This is a genomic window from Helicobacter pylori NQ4053 (genome assembly GCF_000274605.1).
In the GTDB taxonomy this organism is placed as follows: domain Bacteria; phylum Campylobacterota; class Campylobacteria; order Campylobacterales; family Helicobacteraceae; genus Helicobacter; species Helicobacter pylori_CV.
Genome location: NZ_AKNV01000003.1, coordinates 255754 through 271993, shown reverse-complemented (window position 1 = coordinate 271993; position 16240 = coordinate 255754). Strand labels below are relative to the sequence as shown.

Sequence of the window (16240 nt, the reverse complement as noted above, 5' to 3'; positions counted from 1 at the left end):
GCGTCTGTGAACAAATTAGCCGCTCGTTTTTAAAATCGTGTCTGTGGGTAAATAATTATAAGTTGCGTAAGTGTTTTTTGTGGTGGTGTGTCTTTTTTCTTGCGTTTGCGTGCCTTCTAATAGCCCAGTTTCAAACCCGGCTTCTATGAAAAAGCCATTTTTCTCGTTCGCTTCTAAAGCACTGAATAATAAAAGTGGGATGAATAGTTTTCTCATGGTTATCTCTTTTTAGTTTATAGTGCATTTATTATACAATTTAAGGGGATGGTTTATTTATTTTTTGAAAATTAAAGTTTTTACAAGGGATTAGTGTTTCATATTAAAACAAAATTTTAACAACAAGCGTTTGTTTTGGGGCCAATTTAGCATTAATTAGGCTGTGTTAATCAAAGTTTGATAGGGAAAAATTAACCTCTCATTAATTTTCTAAAAAGCGCCTTATTTAGCGCACTTCTTTATATCAATATTCCAGTCAGCACCGGATTTGATTTGATGTTTTTGCACGAAATTATCCATATTCAACGCCACGGAAACATTCAATAAGCTGTTTAAATAAACCAACGGCTGGCCTTCTAAAACATCGCCAAAGCTCGCAACATACGGCATTTTCCCTTCGTATTTTTTCTTGGAACCTTTAGAAATCGTTACACACAATATATCGTTGCGTTTGATTTTTGCTTGATTGAGCAGTTTATCGCTGATATTGCTCCAAACATTGCCGTATTGGATATCCAAAATCGGGATATTACCCTTCACCTCCCCTTTTGTGGCTTTCGCTTTTTGGTAAGGAATTTCAACGACTTTTGGGGGAAGCTCTGGCCCAACTTGCTCGAATGTGATCGCTCCAGAAGCCAAGCGCGCCCCAGTGTAAGCATACACATCACGACCATGGAAAGTATAGGATTTTTCAGAACCTTTCAAGCGGTTAGCTTTTTCATCAATTTCACGCACGCTATCAATCCCCAAAGTTTGCACCACCAAAGTCAGCGTGCCGTTATCCGGCGAGACGAAATACTGGCCGTTTTTAGTTTTTAGCACCACCGATTTACGATTAGTGCCTACGCCCGGATCCACTACGCTCACAAATACCGAGCCTTTTGGCCAATAACTAGCGGTCTGATACAAGCGGTAAGCACCCTCCCAGATGTTATATGGGGGGATTTCGTGCGTTAAATCAAAGATTTTGAGATTAGAATCAACGCTGAAAGCGACACCTTTCATCGCCGAGACAGCCCCATCTTTTAGGCTAAAATCCGTTTGTAAAATCAAAGCGTTATCTGCATAAACAGACGATAACCCTATACACGCTGATAAAAACAACGCTGAAATCGTTTTTTTCATCTGTATTATTTCCTGAATAATAAAAGTGGGATGAATGGTTTTCTCATGGTTATCCTTTATTGGCTTAAAGTGTTTTTATTATACAATTTAAGGGGGTTGTTTGTTTGTTTTTCACAATTTAAAGTTTTTATAAGGGATTAAAATTTCGTATTGAAACAAAATTTTAACGCTAATTAGACTCTCTTAAGATAGGGGGTTTTATTTAAAACGCAATATCGCCAATATTTTCACTATTTTCTATATAGTATTTAAAACGCTCTTTTTCTAATTCGTTTTTTAGGATTTGTTGTTCTTCTAAAAGCAGGCGTTTTTGATCTTCTAGGGTGTTGATTTTACGGCTAATATAATAGATATTATTGCTTAAATAGATTTTAGGTGCTAACAGAGCTAAAAATGCGCCCCCAAAAACCAATACCCCTATTAAATTCATTAAAGAAAGGCCATGCGGATTTTCATTTGCAGTTCCAGCAAACAATTCTTTCTTTTCGTCCTCTTCTATGCGCACAAAGCGTTCTTTTTCATTTGAAGAATGGTTTTTTATGCTCATGGCTTACTCATTGACTTGTTCATGGTTTGAATTTAAAAACCCTCATTTTAGCGCTTCGTGAACGCCTGTTGTTTTTAATTTCTTTTGGGCTTGGAGTGATGGGCTTTTTGGTTAAAATTGCGCCTAAAGCGTGATTGTTAGAGCAAGTGCATTTGAAGCTTGAAGGATCGCAAATGCAATTTTTAGCGTAATCTTTAAAAGCGTTTTTCACTAACGCGTCTTCTAAAGAATGGAAAGAAATCACGCACAAAATCGCTCCCTTAAGGTTTCTAGCGCATTGTAAAAATTCTTTTAACTCTTCTAATTCGCTATTGACTTCTATGCGAACGGCTTGAAACACCAAAGTCGCTGGATGGATTTTTTTATTTTTAGAAAGGGAGCTTAAAAAATCGCTCAAATCCTTAGCGTCTTTAAAGGGTTTTTTAGTGCGCCTTTCTGCAATTTTGTGGGCGATTTTTTTGTATTCTTTGATTTCGCCATAGTCTCTAAAGATTTTTTCTAACGCCACTACAGAATAAGAGTTGATGACTTTTTGAGCGTTCAAATCGCTCTCTAAATCCATGCGCATATCTAAAGTGTGCGAGTGGAAATTAAACCCTCTGTTATCATCATCAAGTTGCAAAGAGCTCACCCCTAAATCCACTAAAACCCCTTTAATCTCCTTGTTATGCGTTTCTAGGGCTTCTTTAAAGCGTTTGGCAAACCCTCCACTTAAGAGATTATAACGCCCTTCAAATTCTTTCAATCGTTCTTTAGCGATTTCTTGAGCGAACTTATCTTTATCAATGCCAATGAGTTTCAGGTGCGGTTTTTGGGATAGAAGGGCTTTAGAATGCCCCCCTAACCCTAAAGTGCAATCAATCAAAATCCCTTCTTCTAAAGGTGCGAACGCCTGCAAGACTTCTTGCAACAAAACGCTTTGGTGCAGATTTTCTATTTTTTGCAAACAACCCCCTTAAAACCCTTAGATGAATTTTCCAAATGCCTACTCAATGGTATTGGTTTTGTTGGTTACGCTCAAAAGTTTCTTTTAATTGATCTTAGCTTTTTAAGGTGTGAAAATTCAAACTAAAATCCCTTTTATAAAGACTAAAAAGGGCTTAAAGAACCCTTTTATTTAAAAAGTGTAGTTATACCCCAAATAAAGCGAATAATCCCGTTTCAAATGGTAATAAAGGTTAGTAGCGTTAGGACCCGCGCTCAAAAATTTATTGATGAGTAGCGGCACTCTCACGCCAAATTCCACGCCATTATGCTTGTAGATATTGGCTCTCACCCCAAAATTCAACCACACTTGAAAAGCGACAGTTGAAGTGTTGGTGCTATAAGGAGCGTTAGGGTTACAATAAGTAGGGGTACAAACATCAGGACCTTTGGCTTCAATGATTTGTTCTTTCCAATAGTTTGCTGCGGAGCTTTTCCAAGTGTTACCGCCGATAGCGACCCCACCAAAAATACCAAAAGAAGCGTTGTCTTTATCAATAATATCAGCTAACAAATCGCTCCCCACACCCCAAGAGACCATATCCAACTGGATTTTATTAGGTGCATAAACTTGTTTACCTAAATCGGCATGCCCGTAATCAAAAAGCCCATACACTCTAAAACCAAACCACTTGCTTGTCATATCTAGCGACTTGAATTGGAAGAATTTCTTATAACCCACATTCAACCCAAAACCATTCAAAGCCCCATTAGCGTATTTGGAGTGCCAATTGATATTGGTGCCTCCTGGATTATGCTTATTAGCGGTAAGACCTGGGGGGCAACCTACAACACTCCCTGTGCAATCCCCTGTGTTATAAATATTGCTATTCAAACGGGCTTGTCCAAGCTGGTAATTAGCCCCCACATAAACACCATCACCTTCGGCTAACAACGAAGAGCTCAAAACTGCGGATAGAAGCCCTAAAGCTACAAACTTTTTCATAAATTCCATTCCTTTACATTCCTATCTTTAAAATTGTCTCGTAAAATAATAGCATGTTTATCCTTAATCAAGCAAATATTTTTAACTCTTATGAATAAGAAATGATAATAAAACCATTCTTTTTTGAAGTATAATAGCTCCTTTTAATCCATTTTCTTATTTTAAGGAAACTCTTGCAACATAAAACCATTATGGATAAGATCATTATTCAAGGGGCTAGGGAAAATAATCTCAAAAATATTTTTTTAGAAATCCCTAAAAACCAGTTTGTTGTTTTTACCGGATTGAGCGGTTCGGGTAAATCCACTTTGGCGTTTGACACTTTATACGCTGAAGGCCAAAGGCGCTATTTAGAGAGTTTGTCCAGCTATGCGAGGCAATTTTTAGACAAAGTGGGTAAGCCTAATGTGGATAAGATTGAAGGCCTAACCCCAGCGATCGCTATTGATCAAAAGACCACCTCTAAAAACCCTAGATCCACTGTGGGGACGATCACTGAGATTTATGATTATTTAAGGTTGCTGTTTGCAAGGGTTGGGGAGCAATTTTGCCCCACATGTTTAGAACCCATTAGTTCTATGAACGCGAGCGATATTATTTCTCAAATCTGTCATTTAGAAGAAAATTCTAAAATCATTATTCTCGCCCCCATTATTAAAGATAAAAAAGGTTCGTTTAACGATAAATTAGAAAGCTTGCGTTTGAAGGGGTATGTGAGGGCTTTTGTTGATGGGGTGATGGTGCGTTTAGATGAAGAAATCCATTTGCACAAAACCAAAAAACACACCATTGAAGCGGTGGTGGATAGGGTGGTTATCAATAGCGAAAATTCTTCACGGATCGCTAGCGCAGTAGAAAAAGCCCTTAAAGAAAGCTATGGGGAATTAGAAGTGGAAATCTTGCAAGACAACGCGCCAAGCATCAGAAAGCATTACAGCGAGCATAAGGCATGTTTTAAATGTAAGATGAGTTTTGAAGAATTAGAGCCTTTGAGTTTTTCCTTCAATTCGCCTAAAGGGGCGTGCGAAAGTTGTTTGGGTTTGGGGACAAAATTTAGCCTAGATATTAGTAAGATTTTAGATCCTAATACGCCTTTAAATCAAGGAGCGATTAAAGTGATTTTTGGGTATAACCGCAGTTATTACGCTCAAATGTTTGAAGGCTTTTGTGAATATAATAGCATTGACACCGCGCTTTGCTTTAACGAATTGAATAAAGAGCAACAGGACGCTCTTTTGTATGGGAATGGCACTGAAATCAGCTTTCATTTTAAAAACAGCCCTTTAAAACGCCCTTGGAAAGGCATTATCCAAATCGCTTATGACATGTTTAAAGAGCAAAAGGATTTGAGCGATTACATGAGCGAAAAAACTTGTTCTTCATGCAAGGGGCATCGTTTGAAAGCTTCCAGTTTGAGCGTTCAAGTCGCCGGCTTGAAAATGGCGGATTTTTTAACTAAACCCATTGAAGAAGTTTATCATTTTTTTAATGATCCCACGCATTTTAGCTATCTTAACGAGCAAGAAAAAAAGATCGCTGAACCGATTTTAAAAGAGATTTTAGAAAGGGTGTTTTTTTTATACGATGTGGGGCTAGGGTATTTGACTTTAGGGAGGGATGCGCGAACGATTAGTGGAGGGGAAAGCCAAAGGATACGAATCGCCAGTCAAATCGGGAGCGGTTTGACAGGGGTTTTGTATGTTTTAGACGAGCCTAGCATTGGCTTGCATGAAAAAGACACGCTCAAACTCATCAACACCCTTAGGAATTTACAAAAAAAGGGGAACACGCTCATTGTCGTAGAGCATGATAAAGAGACGATTAAGCATGCGGATTTTGTTGTGGATATTGGGCCAAAGGCTGGAAGGCATGGGGGTGAAGTGGTTTTTAGCGGGAGCGTGAAAGAATTATTGCAAAATAACCATTCTACCGCCTTGTATCTCAACGGCACTAAAAAGATTGAGCGCCCCAAATTTGAACTCCCTAAAGAAAAGCATTTTTTAGAAATTAAAAATGTCAATATCAATAACATTAAGAATTTGAGCGTTCAAATCCCTTTAAAACAATTGGTGTGTATTACGGGGGTGAGCGGGAGCGGTAAAAGCTCGCTGATCTTACAAACCCTTTTACCCACCGCTCAAACCCTTTTAAACCATGCTAAAAAAACTCAAAGTTTGAATGGGGTGGAGATTGTAGGGTTGGAGCATTTGGATAAAGTGATTTATTTGGATCAAGCCCCCATAGGCAAAACCCCACGAAGCAACCCTGCCACTTACACGGGGGTGATGGATGAAATCAGGATTTTATTTGCCGAGCAGAAAGAAGCTAAAATTTTAGGCTATAGTGCGAGCCGTTTTAGCTTTAATGTTAAAGGAGGGCGGTGCGAGAAATGCCAAGGCGATGGGGACATTAAAATAGAAATGCACTTTTTGCCTGATGTGTTAGTCCAATGCGATAGCTGTAAGGGCGCTAAATACAACCCCCAGACTTTAGAGATCAAGGTTAAGGGTAAATCCATTGCCGATGTGTTGAACATGAGCGTGGAAGAGGCTTATGAATTTTTTGCTAAATTCCCTAAAATCGCCGTGAAGTTAAAAACGCTTATAGATGTGGGCTTGGGCTATATCACTTTAGGGCAAAACGCTACCACTTTAAGCGGGGGGGAGGCTCAAAGGATCAAATTGGCTAAAGAATTGAGTAAAAAAGACACAGGCAAAACCCTTTATATTTTAGATGAGCCCACCACCGGTTTGCATTTTGAAGACGTGAATCACCTTTTACAGGTTTTGCATTCTTTAGTGGCGTTAGGCAATTCCATGCTAGTGATTGAGCATAATTTAGACATTATCAAAAACGCTGACTACATTATAGACATGGGGCCTGATGGGGGGGATAAGGGTGGGAGAGTCATTGCGAGCGGCACGCCTTTAGAAGTGGCACAAAATTGCGAAAAAACCCAAAGCTACACGGGAAAATTTTTAGCTTTGGAATTGAAATAGTTTGCATTTGTTTGTAGAAACGATGTAGGGCTGAATAAAATAACAGACAGCTAAATATTAGAGAGCAGAGGTGCTATTTGCGTCATGGTTTCAAAATTATAAGGCTAGCGGCAACAATAACCATTGATTATATAAAAGTTAGCAAAGAAGCCATGCCTTTAAAATCTATCGCATGAGAGTTTGAGAAAAAAATAAGGGAGTTAGAGACCATTGGAACACTCCCTAACCATTACAGAGATGGCATCAACTATAGCGTTTCAAACCTTTATAAAATAGCGAGAGTGAGCCACCGAGTCTCCTTATGGCTCAATTACAAGGGGTAGGGTTGGAATCCCTAAACTCACCGAACCTAATCCTACACAAAAATTATCAATAAAAGGAGAGACACGAAATTAAGAAAAATGGGGGCGAAAGCTAAATCATCATCAAGTGGTTAGCAATTATAGATTATTATAGAGAGAAGCATGCAATTTTTTCTACTCCGCAAGCCATTACAAAAGAAAAGGCATTTAATTCTTTAAACTCTCTTTCACGCTAATCCTACTATAAAATGAGTTTAAAACACAATAACCGCACTAATAAAAAATGGGGTTTTAGTTACTTTATTATAAAAACTTATTTTTTAAGGAGAGGGTGTTTTGAATAATTATCCCCCTTAAAACCCCCTAACTCCCTACCTTTCTAAAAACAAATCTTTCTCTTGGATTTCTGTTTCTTCGCTTAAAATCGCTGCTCTTTCCACGACGCCTAAAAGCTCTCGCACGTTCCCATGCCAAGAGTATTCTAAAAGGCGTTTTGCGGCGTTTTTTGAAAAAGATTTTGACCCCAAATGATACGCATCGCACACTTCTTTAAGTTTAATTTCAGCAATGGGCAAGATCTCTTCTACCCTCTCTCTCAAAGGCGCGATAGTTATAGGCACGATTTGCAAGCGGAAAAACAAATCTTCTCTAAATTCTTTTGAAGCGATTTTTTCTTTCATGTTAGCGTTGGTAGCGGAAATGAAACGAACATCAATTTTAACGCTTTTATTATCCCCAAGGCGCGTGATTTCTTTTTCTTGAACCACTCTTAAAAGTTTGCTTTGCAGTTGAAGGGGCATTTCAGCGATTTCATCTAAAAAGATCGTGCCTTTATTAGCGCTCTCAAAAAGCCCCATTTTAGGCGCTGTGGCGTCCGTGAACGCCCCTTTTTGATACCCAAAAAGCTCGCTTTCTAATAGATGCTCTGGGATTGCAGACATGTTGATCGCTATAAAAGGGTGTTTGGATCGCTGGGAATGCTGGTGGATAAAATGAGCAAAAACCTCCTTACCCACCCCGCTTTCGCCTAATAGCATGACATTAGCGTCCGTGCTTGCGACTTTTAAGGCTTGTCGTTTGCTCTCTTCTAAAGCTTTTGAAGTGGCTAAAAAGCTGTGTTTGTGTGGTTTTTTTAAAGGTTTTTCTAAAGGGTGTTTTTTTTGAAATTCTAAAACTTTTTTAGTGCGATAGATGGACTCTAAAAGCAATTCTGGTTTAAAAGGTTTTTGGAAAAAGTCTTTCACGCCTAAACGAATGGAATCAATGGCTTTATTCAAGGTCGCATTACCGGTAATCACAATGGATTCATACTTGCCCTCTAAAAGGCGTAAAAATTCCAAGCCGTCCATATGGGGCATGTTAATATCCGTGATGACCAAATCAAAGCTTTCATCTAACTTGGCTAAAGCGTCTTTAGGGTTTTTAAAGCTCACAATCTCTAAATCGTCCTGAAGCTCAAAAAAAAGCTCCAGGCTTTTACGCATGTTAATATCATCTTCTACAATGGCGATTTTCATTCTTCTTCCTTTCTAAAAATATCTAAAAACAGCGCATCTCCCACTAAACTTGCCCTAACGCTTAAGGCTTTGAGGTTAAGAATGCTTGTGGTAGTGGTGCCGTTTTTATAGCTGTGATCATAATGCGTGATAGCGACTTGGCTTTTTAAAATGCAGTCTATGACTCGCTCTTTTTCTTTTTTTAACGCTATTTCTAAAAGGAAGCGTTCTAGTTTGGTTTGGAGCAAGGGGTTTTTCAAATCGGGCAAGTTGCGAGTGATGATGGAGCAATGATAGTCTAAGACATAGGGGGCTGTTTTGATGCGGCTAACGATAGGTTTAGAAACAGAATACTCTTCGCCCATCACTCTAGAATCAACGATTTTCAAGCGGTACGAAATTAAAAATTCTTGATTTTCTAGGGGGCTAAGGGCATGCAAAGAAACCCCTAAAAAATAAAATAAAAAATAAAAAAATAAAAAGAAACGCATCACTCAAATAAATTTTGCACCGAAGAGGTTTCTAAATTTTCTGGCTCTTCTTCTTTAGGGCAAGAATTGACATACATGACTTTATCGGCGGTGTTTATGAGTTTTACCCCACTGGCATTTCTTCCGGTTTCTCTAATATCTTTAATAGAAACTCTAATCATTTTCGCGCTTGCAGTAAGGATCATCAAATCCAAGTTTTCATCATCCACGCTGATAACGCCCACTAGATTGCCGGTTTTTTGAGTGATCTTCATGCCAATGACCCCCTTACCTCCACGAGATTGCTCTCTATACGCTTCAGCTAGAGTTTGCTTACCAAGCCCGTTCTCGCTCACGCTCAAAAGCTTGTTGCCATCATCGCTAATGACGACCGCGCCGACAACAAAATCATTTTCATTCAGCTTGATCCCTATAACCCCACGAGTAGTTCTTCCTATTTCGCGCACGTCTTCTAAAGGGAATTTAATGAACATGCCCAAATAAGATGCGATGAGCAAATGCTTAGCGTTTTTATCCACAATCTTTGCACCGACTAATTCATCGCCTTCATCTAAAACAATCGCTCTGATACCGCTATAACTCCTATTACCGCCAAATTCGCTCAAATTGGTGCGCTTCACCACGCCATTTTTCGTGAAGAAAGCTAAAGAGCGTTCATCGCTAAAATCTTTAGTGCTTAGGGTTGCCATGATCTTTTCATTAGGAGCGAGTGAGATTAAATTCACAATAGCTTTACCCATAGCGATCCGGCTCGCTTCTGGGATTTTATAGACTTTCAAATGATACAATTGCCCCTTATTGGTGATAAAGAGCAAAATATCATGCGTGTTAGCCACAAAAAAGTTTTCAATGAAATCGTCTTCATAAGTGCTGCCTGAAAGCTTGCCTTTACCGCCACGATTTTGTTTTTCATAAGCTTTTAAGTCCACTCTTTTCACATATCCTTTATGGCTCATGCTCACCACCATAGGCTCATTAGCGATCAAATCTTCTATATCAATATTTTCATACGATTCTTGAATTTCAGTACGCCTTGGAGAAGAAAACTGCTCTTTGACTTCTAAAAGTTCTGTTTTGACGACCTCATTCAAGCGATCTTCGCTCTTTAAAATCCCATTGAGATCATCAATAAGCTCTAGCAGGTTTTGGTATTCTTCTTTGATTTTATCCCTTTCAAGGCCTGTCAAGCGTTGCAAACGCATTTCTAAAATGGCTTTGCTTTGGATTTCGCTCAAAGTAAAACGCTCTATTAAGGCGTTTTTAGCCGTTTCTGGGCTTGGACTTGTTTTAATGAGTTGCACGATTTCATCAATATTGTCCAAGGCGATCAAATAGCCCTCTAAAATATGCGCTCTGGCTTTAGCTTTTTCTAATTCAAAAATCGTGCGTCTTATAATAATGGTCTTTCTGTGGTTTAAGAAAAGGTGCAACAACTCTAAAAGCGTGAAAATCTTAGGCTCTTTATTGTAAATAGCGAGTAAAATGATGCTAAAAGTGGTTTCCATGGTGGTGAGTTTGTAAAGGTGGTTTAAGACAATTTCACTCATCGCGTCTCTTTTTAATTCAATCACCACTCTAATGCCCTCTCTATCGCTCTCATCGCGCACTTCGCTAATGCCTTCAATTTGTTTTTCTCGCGCTAAATCGCTGATTTGTTCCACCAATTTGGCTTTATTGGTTTGAAAAGGCATTTCATCTAAAACGATGATTTCTTTATTTTTTGTCTTTTCCACATGCACTTTGGCCCGCACTTTCACGCGCCCTCGCCCCGTTTTATAGGCTTCAACAATGCCCGCCTTGCCATAAATGATCCCACCAGTAGGAAAGTCAGGCCCTTTGACAAATTCCAAAATTTCATCTAATTCAGCGTTAGGGTTTTCTAAGACATGCGCTAAAGCGTCTATGATTTCATCAATTCTGTGGGGGGGGATAGAAGTCGCCATGCCTACAGCGATCCCATTAGCCCCATTGACTAAAAGGTTAGGCAGACGGCTTGGTAGAATATCTGGCTCTTTTAAGGTGTCATCATAATTAGGCACAAAATCAATGGTGTCTTTATCAATATCCCTTAAAATTTCTTCACTCGCCTTGGTCATTCTGGCTTCAGTGTAACGCATCGCTGCAGCGTTATCGCCATCAATAGAGCCAAAGTTGCCCTGCCCATCCACTAATTCCAAACGCATAGAAAAATCTTGCGCCATTCTCACTAGCGCATCATAAACCGCGTTATCGCCATGGGGGTGGTATTTACCAATCACATCACCCACGATCCTAGCGCTTTTTTTGTAAGCGACTTTGGAAGTAAGGCCTAATTCATGCATCGCATACAAAATACGCCTATGCACTGGCTTTAAGCCATCTCTAGCGTCCGGTAAAGCGCGCCCTATGATCACGCTCATTGAATAAGCTAAATAGCTCTCTTCAATAGAAGAATCAATCCCCACTTCTACAATATTTTTTGTTTCATTGACTAAACGATCTTGCATGTATCTCCCTAAAATTTAATTAAAATAAAGCGTTATAAGATAACGCCCCCAAATCAAAGCCCAAAAAATAAGCCCTATCAGTTGGGCTGAACTGGCCATGTCTTTAGCTTTTTTGGCTAAAGGGTGGAACTCGGTGCCAGTAAAATCCACAGCCTTTTCAATAGAGCTATTGATGAGTTCAACCACCACCGATAAAAAACAAGGCAAGATTAATAGCCCCCATTCTAAAAAATCTTTAGCTAGATAGCTCGCTAGAACGATACAAAAAAGAGCCAAGATAATAATTTGCCTAAACGCGCTCTCTTCAGCCCATGCGCATTTAAGCCCGTCTTTAGAATAAAAAAGGGCTTTAAAAAGGCGTTTAAACCCTTTAGCTTTGGGGGGGACTTTGAAATCACTCATGACTTATTTTGTAAGATTGAAAGAAATTCACGCTAAGGCTTTCTAACAGGGCGTTAAAAGTCAGCTTGGCGTTGTCTTTAGCTTGGGCGTTAAGAGTGATCTGGGATCGTTTGTCTTTAGCCATAGAAACAAAGGCTTGCAACAACCCTTTAAAATTCTGTTGGAGCTCTGTATTGTCTTTAAAACGGGATTGGAACAAGGTCATAAAATAGTTTTCTAAAGAAGCTAACGCGCTTTCATAAGAGACGCTAGGGGTTTGAGATCGCAAACTAAAATAAGGGGAAAAAAAGCCCAAACTCTCTTTATGTTGGTGATAAAAGGCTTCTAAAACATTTTTAAGATGGTGCGCTTGGATAGAAACGCCCAACTTTGGCACTAAAAAACGCAGTTTGTCTTGCAACTCTTCTATGGCTTTGGCGTCTTTAGAACTTAAGGTTTTAAAAATATTTTTAAGGGATAAATTTTCTTGCGCCTCCATTAAACCCTCTTGAAAAAAAGTGTAAGCAAGGATATTTTCTGCATTAGTCAAATCGCATTTTAAGTTGTCGTTTAAGGTTTTTTCATCTAAAGCGTTGAATTTTAAAGAGCAATTCAAGCGTGTGGGTTTAATTTTTTCCAATAAGGCATTCAAGTCTTTCAGGGGGATTTGATGGGTTTTTTGCTGAATATCTTGTTCTAAAATAGGGGATTTGATTTGAGAGCTGATAGAAAGGGTAAGAGAGCTTTTGTCTAAAGAATGGAGCTTGATATTTAAATTTTTAAAATCCACAATAGGGGAGTTTTGAGAATCCAAAAAACTCAGCTCTTTAGAAGTGCATGCAATTTTAAAAAACCCTTCGCATTCAAAAGGAGTGCCTGCAATCCCCATGCCTTTAATATGGGGGCGTTGATCCAAATAAGCGTTAAGATAAGCGCTTAAAGATTTTTTAACCGACATGCTAGTAAAGAAGATAAACACCCCTAAAAGCACGCAAATTAAAGCCCCGATAACCACCATCCAAGACATGAATTTTTTAGTCAAAAAAAACCCTTTATTTTATTGAAAGCATAGTGATAGAACTCATAAAATGCGTTTTTTTATTTTTAGAGATATTGACAATATCTTGCAGTAATTTTCCACAATTTTCTTCTTCCCGAGTGTGGTTTCGCTGGTGTACAAGGACAGAAAATATCGTGTTTGTTAGGGCAAAAAAGTCGTTAGCAATGCCTTGTGTTACTTTCATAGCTTTTCCTTGTTAGGTGGAATTAAAATTATACCTAGTATTAAATCAAAAAAAAAGAAAAAGAGCTTAAAATTTTGAAAAAGTCCTAATTTGTGGCTGAATTTGTTGGGATTGAAAGAATTTGCTTGAGTTGAATTAACCCAAGCTTTTAGTGCCAAGAGGCATAAAGCCTCTTTCATAAAAAGGATTGAGCGGTTTTAGCGTCTTTCTGGGGGCTGTATGCCTAGCCAATCTTTATAAAACACCTCTATATCAGGCTCAAAATCATGGATCACAGGATACCAAGGAGTTGGGGCTTCAACATCTAAAAGGATGCCGCAATCCGGGCAAATATACTCCCGATACACTTGCCAGTGAGTATCACTGGCTAAGAGTTTAGGATACACCTCTTCCATTTTTTCTGCTGTATCGCGCACATAGATGTTTGCATGCAATTTCCAATTCTCCTCTGGAGCGCAAAACGCATGACCGCATGAACACTTAATGACCCACTTCTTTTGAGGATCTTGCACCACAAACAAATGCGGCCCCAAAGGTAAGACGATTTTATCATCAAAATCCACCTTATCTTGCAACACCTTCAAATACATTTGGAATCTCTCATGATCTTTAGGCATGCTCAGCATCTTTAAGACAGTGTTCCAATCCAAGTTCCCCTCTACCAAATTTTTAATTTGTTCTTGTGTGTATTTTGACATAACCATTCTCCTTCACAAAAATCTTATTTCTCATCAACCAACACAACCGTGTGCACATCGGGCAATTTGCTCAAATCCATCCTGTATTTAGATCCATAGGTGAATACGCCAAGCTCATCTTCTTCCACAGTCCAATTCTTTGGCAAGTTCCAGAATGCTTTAAAATCATTCAAGAACCTAGGCGAGAGATCAAAGCTAGTCGCATACATGTGCTTAACCTGTTTGGAAGCCTCTTTTTCAAGAATAGCGTTTCTCTCTTGCTCCATCCATTCTTTTACAGGGATGGATCTAGCCTTTCTGTTTTCAAGAATTTCTTTTCTTCTGGCTTTCGTTTTAGCTTCATCACCCACCCACACGCCGTCTTTATTCTGGCTCACAATCGCACCATAAACCTTGTAAGCGTATTCTGGCAATAGCTGTTTGCTGTTTAGATCTTCTAAAATCGCATTCAAATCCCTTTCAATAGGATCGCCAAATCCAGGACCGCCTTTGATGTAATTCAAATACAAGTCGTAATTATCAAAGCAGTTCTCAGTGGTGATGCATTGCTTATCCCTTTTGACTTGAGACGCATGAGAAATGTGTTTTTCATAACCTCGATCCGTTGGGTTGAAATCACCCCCTAAAGGCAAACTGGCGTTATTTTTAATCCTATTTTCTAAGTTGGTGTTATGCGCTTCAAACCTATAACCACTGGCCGCTGGATAACCACCCATCATGCCCCAATCGCTATTCATGTAGCCATTACCCATAAAGAACATGGTCCAATCATGCGCGCCCCACACCATTCTTAAGGTTTCAAACCCATTACCGCCCCGATATTTCCCATACCCACCGGTATTGGCCTTGACATTCCTACCCAAATAGAGGAGAGGTTCTGCCATTTCCCAGATTTCAATATCGCCCATATCACCCTCTGGATTCCAAATAGCTGCTGCGTGATTCAAGCCGTCTTTTATCGCGCAAGCTCCAGTCCCACAAGAGCTCGTCTCAAAGCTATTCACCGCATGGATTTCTCCATCCTGGTTGATACCGCCGCCTTGCAACCAGTTAGAAGTGTTAGCGTTTCCAGAATTGACTTCTTCTAAATACCCTCGGCTGTAATACGCTTGAGACAAGCCTCTCCACAAAGCGCTCCAGCCTGATACCAAGAAATGCCACGCATAAGCATGCCCGGTGCGCCTGTCATCTGGATTCATCCAAGTCCCTTTTTTGAGCCTGAATTGAGTCGCAAAATAAGCACCATCGTTGATGCGAGAAGTGGGTATTAAGGTTTGAGTCATCATCACCCAAATACCGCTAGTAAAAGACACTTGGTTACAATTGAAAGAGTGCCATCCCCACCTAGACGCACCATCAAAATCCAATTTCCATGTAGCGTCTTTATTGATAGTTATTTCCACAGGAGAGTGCATGATCGTGTCTAGCTTAGCAAATTCAGAGCACACGCCAATATCCTTATGCGCATAAGGCACATCCACAAAAGCGACCTTTCTATACTTGCCGGGTATGGTCATGGATTTGATCCTAGAGATAAGGCCTCTCCTCCCCTCTTCAATCACTTCATCAATAAATCGCATGTAAGAATCAATGCCATCTTCTTTAATGACTTCCATCACTAAATCCCTAATCATGTGGCACCCAGCAATCCTAGTCCTTTCATCCAAAATCCAATATTTAGGCGTTCTTACTGATCTTTGAGATTCATGCAACCAATCCTTAAAGCTCTCATCATTCGCCCCTGTTTTACGGCAAGTGATCATGTATCCATCCCCAAACCTTTGAACCTGTCCGGTACTCATCGATCCTGGAGTAACTGATCCCGTATCAATCACATGCGTAACACCGCCTACCCACCCAATCAATTTTTCATCGTGAAAGATAGGCACAAGAGTCATAATATCGCATGGGTGCACATTCCCAATCGCGCAGTCGTTATTGGTGAAAATATCCTTGTCATTGATACCAGGGTTATCTTCCCAATTATTCTCTACCATGTATTTAATAGCCGATCCCATAGTGCCTACATGGATAATGATGCCCGTAGAAGTCAGCACGCTATCGCCCACAGCGTTATAAAGCGTGAAGCACAATTCACCCTCTTGCTCAACAATAGGGCTTGCAGCAATCCTTTTAGCTGTTTCTCTGGCATGCACGATACCGCCTCTTAATTTAGAGAACATCTTCTCATAACCGATCGGATCTCTTTCTTTAAACTCTAGTTTTTTAAGGCCATTATAATGCCCTGTTTTTTCTGTCCTGGCTAGGATTTCATCTCTAGCTTGTTTTAAAGTTTTGCCGTTTTTCAATAAATTTGCCATTTTG

The 16240-nt window shown here is 39.6% G+C and carries 13 protein-coding genes and 1 pseudogene; 1 reads left to right on the top strand and 13 read right to left on the bottom strand.

What is annotated here, in order from left to right:
- The 5 genes and pseudogenes from AYS37_RS03115 to hopE all read right to left on the bottom strand — a co-directional run.
- Positions 1-216, bottom strand: a pseudogene (locus AYS37_RS03115) (hypothetical protein); the annotation flags it as partial.
- 222 nt (positions 217-438) lie between these two features.
- Positions 439-1341: an SAM hydrolase/SAM-dependent halogenase family protein gene (locus tag AYS37_RS03110; RefSeq protein WP_000751306.1), complete on the bottom strand. Its 903-nt coding sequence runs from the start codon at positions 1339-1341 to the stop codon at positions 439-441.
- Positions 1342-1543: 202 nt separating this feature from the next.
- On the bottom strand, positions 1544-1888 hold the full coding sequence (locus AYS37_RS03105) for a hypothetical protein (RefSeq protein ID WP_000023614.1): 345 nt from the start codon (positions 1886-1888) through the stop codon (positions 1544-1546).
- 19 nt (positions 1889-1907) lie between these two features.
- Positions 1908-2834: a 16S rRNA (cytosine(1402)-N(4))-methyltransferase RsmH gene (gene rsmH, locus AYS37_RS03100; protein ID WP_001169159.1), complete on the bottom strand. Its 927-nt coding sequence runs from the start codon at positions 2832-2834 to the stop codon at positions 1908-1910.
- Between the two features lie 171 nt (positions 2835-3005).
- Entirely contained in the window at positions 3006-3827 is an 822-nt protein-coding gene (hopE, locus tag AYS37_RS03095; RefSeq protein ID WP_000395412.1) for a Hop family outer membrane protein HopE, read from the bottom strand.
- A 164-nt stretch (positions 3828-3991) separates the two neighbouring features.
- Here hopE and uvrA point away from each other — a divergent pair, with 164 nt between their 5' ends.
- Positions 3992-6817 carry an excinuclease ABC subunit UvrA gene (uvrA, locus tag AYS37_RS03090; RefSeq protein ID WP_001164002.1) on the top strand — a complete coding sequence of 942 codons (2826 nt, stop codon included), beginning with the start codon at positions 3992-3994 and terminating at the stop codon, positions 6815-6817.
- Between the two features lie 673 nt (positions 6818-7490).
- Here uvrA and flgR read toward each other — a convergent pair.
- The 8 genes from flgR to AYS37_RS03050 form a co-directional block, all read right to left on the bottom strand.
- Entirely contained in the window at positions 7491-8636 is a 1146-nt protein-coding gene (flgR, locus tag AYS37_RS03085) for a transcriptional activator FlgR (protein WP_000684534.1), read from the bottom strand.
- Complete coding sequence (locus AYS37_RS03080; protein ID WP_001874555.1) at positions 8633-9106, bottom strand: hypothetical protein; 474 nt, start codon at positions 9104-9106, stop codon at positions 8633-8635. Before AYS37_RS03080 ends, flgR begins: the two co-directional genes overlap by 4 nt.
- Positions 9106-11592, bottom strand: a complete 2487-nt coding sequence (gene gyrA, locus AYS37_RS03075) for a DNA topoisomerase (ATP-hydrolyzing) subunit A (RefSeq protein WP_001154007.1) — start codon at positions 11590-11592, stop codon at positions 9106-9108. The genes AYS37_RS03080 and gyrA overlap by 1 nt, the downstream gene beginning before the upstream one ends.
- 15 nt (positions 11593-11607) lie before the next feature.
- Entirely contained in the window at positions 11608-11994 is a 387-nt protein-coding gene (locus AYS37_RS03070; protein ID WP_001279198.1) for a diacylglycerol kinase, read from the bottom strand.
- Positions 11987-13015 (bottom strand): hypothetical protein, encoded by a 1029-nt coding sequence (locus tag AYS37_RS03065; RefSeq protein ID WP_000162012.1) that lies wholly within the window; start codon positions 13013-13015, stop codon positions 11987-11989. Before AYS37_RS03065 ends, AYS37_RS03070 begins: the two co-directional genes overlap by 8 nt.
- Positions 13016-13025: 10 nt before the next feature.
- Complete coding sequence (locus AYS37_RS08100) at positions 13026-13217, bottom strand: hypothetical protein (protein WP_000869316.1); 192 nt, start codon at positions 13215-13217, stop codon at positions 13026-13028.
- Positions 13218-13414: 197 nt separating this feature from the next.
- A complete protein-coding gene (locus AYS37_RS03055; RefSeq protein WP_001873222.1) occupies positions 13415-13915 on the bottom strand; it encodes an acetone carboxylase subunit gamma in 501 nt (166 codons plus the stop codon).
- Between the two features lie 23 nt (positions 13916-13938).
- Positions 13939-16236: a hydantoinase B/oxoprolinase family protein gene (locus AYS37_RS03050; RefSeq protein WP_001285041.1), complete on the bottom strand. Its 2298-nt coding sequence runs from the start codon at positions 16234-16236 to the stop codon at positions 13939-13941.
- Positions 16237-16240 lie beyond the last annotated feature (4 nt).

What these genes read in the sequence shown, in the direction of transcription:
- AYS37_RS03110 (WP_000751306.1), bottom strand. Translation starts at nt 1,341, where the DNA reads ATGAAAAAAACGATTTCAGCGTTGTTTTTATCAGCGTGTATAGGGTTA.
- AYS37_RS03105 (WP_000023614.1), bottom strand. Translation starts at nt 1,888, where the DNA reads ATGAGCATAAAAAACCATTCTTCAAATGAAAAAGAACGCTTTGTGCGC.
- hopE (WP_000395412.1), bottom strand. Translation starts at nt 3,827, where the DNA reads ATGGAATTTATGAAAAAGTTTGTAGCTTTAGGGCTTCTATCCGCAGTT.
- flgR (WP_000684534.1), bottom strand. Translation starts at nt 8,636, where the DNA reads ATGAAAATCGCCATTGTAGAAGATGATATTAACATGCGTAAAAGCCTG.
- AYS37_RS03080 (WP_001874555.1), bottom strand. Translation starts at nt 9,106, where the DNA reads ATGCGTTTCTTTTTATTTTTTTATTTTTTATTTTATTTTTTAGGGGTT.
- gyrA (WP_001154007.1), bottom strand. Translation starts at nt 11,592, where the DNA reads ATGCAAGATCGTTTAGTCAATGAAACAAAAAATATTGTAGAAGTGGGG.
- AYS37_RS03070 (WP_001279198.1), bottom strand. Translation starts at nt 11,994, where the DNA reads ATGAGTGATTTCAAAGTCCCCCCCAAAGCTAAAGGGTTTAAACGCCTT.
- AYS37_RS08100 (WP_000869316.1), bottom strand. Translation starts at nt 13,217, where the DNA reads ATGAAAGTAACACAAGGCATTGCTAACGACTTTTTTGCCCTAACAAAC.
- AYS37_RS03055 (WP_001873222.1), bottom strand. Translation starts at nt 13,915, where the DNA reads ATGTCAAAATACACACAAGAACAAATTAAAAATTTGGTAGAGGGGAAC.
- AYS37_RS03050 (WP_001285041.1), bottom strand. Translation starts at nt 16,236, where the DNA reads ATGGCAAATTTATTGAAAAACGGCAAAACTTTAAAACAAGCTAGAGAT.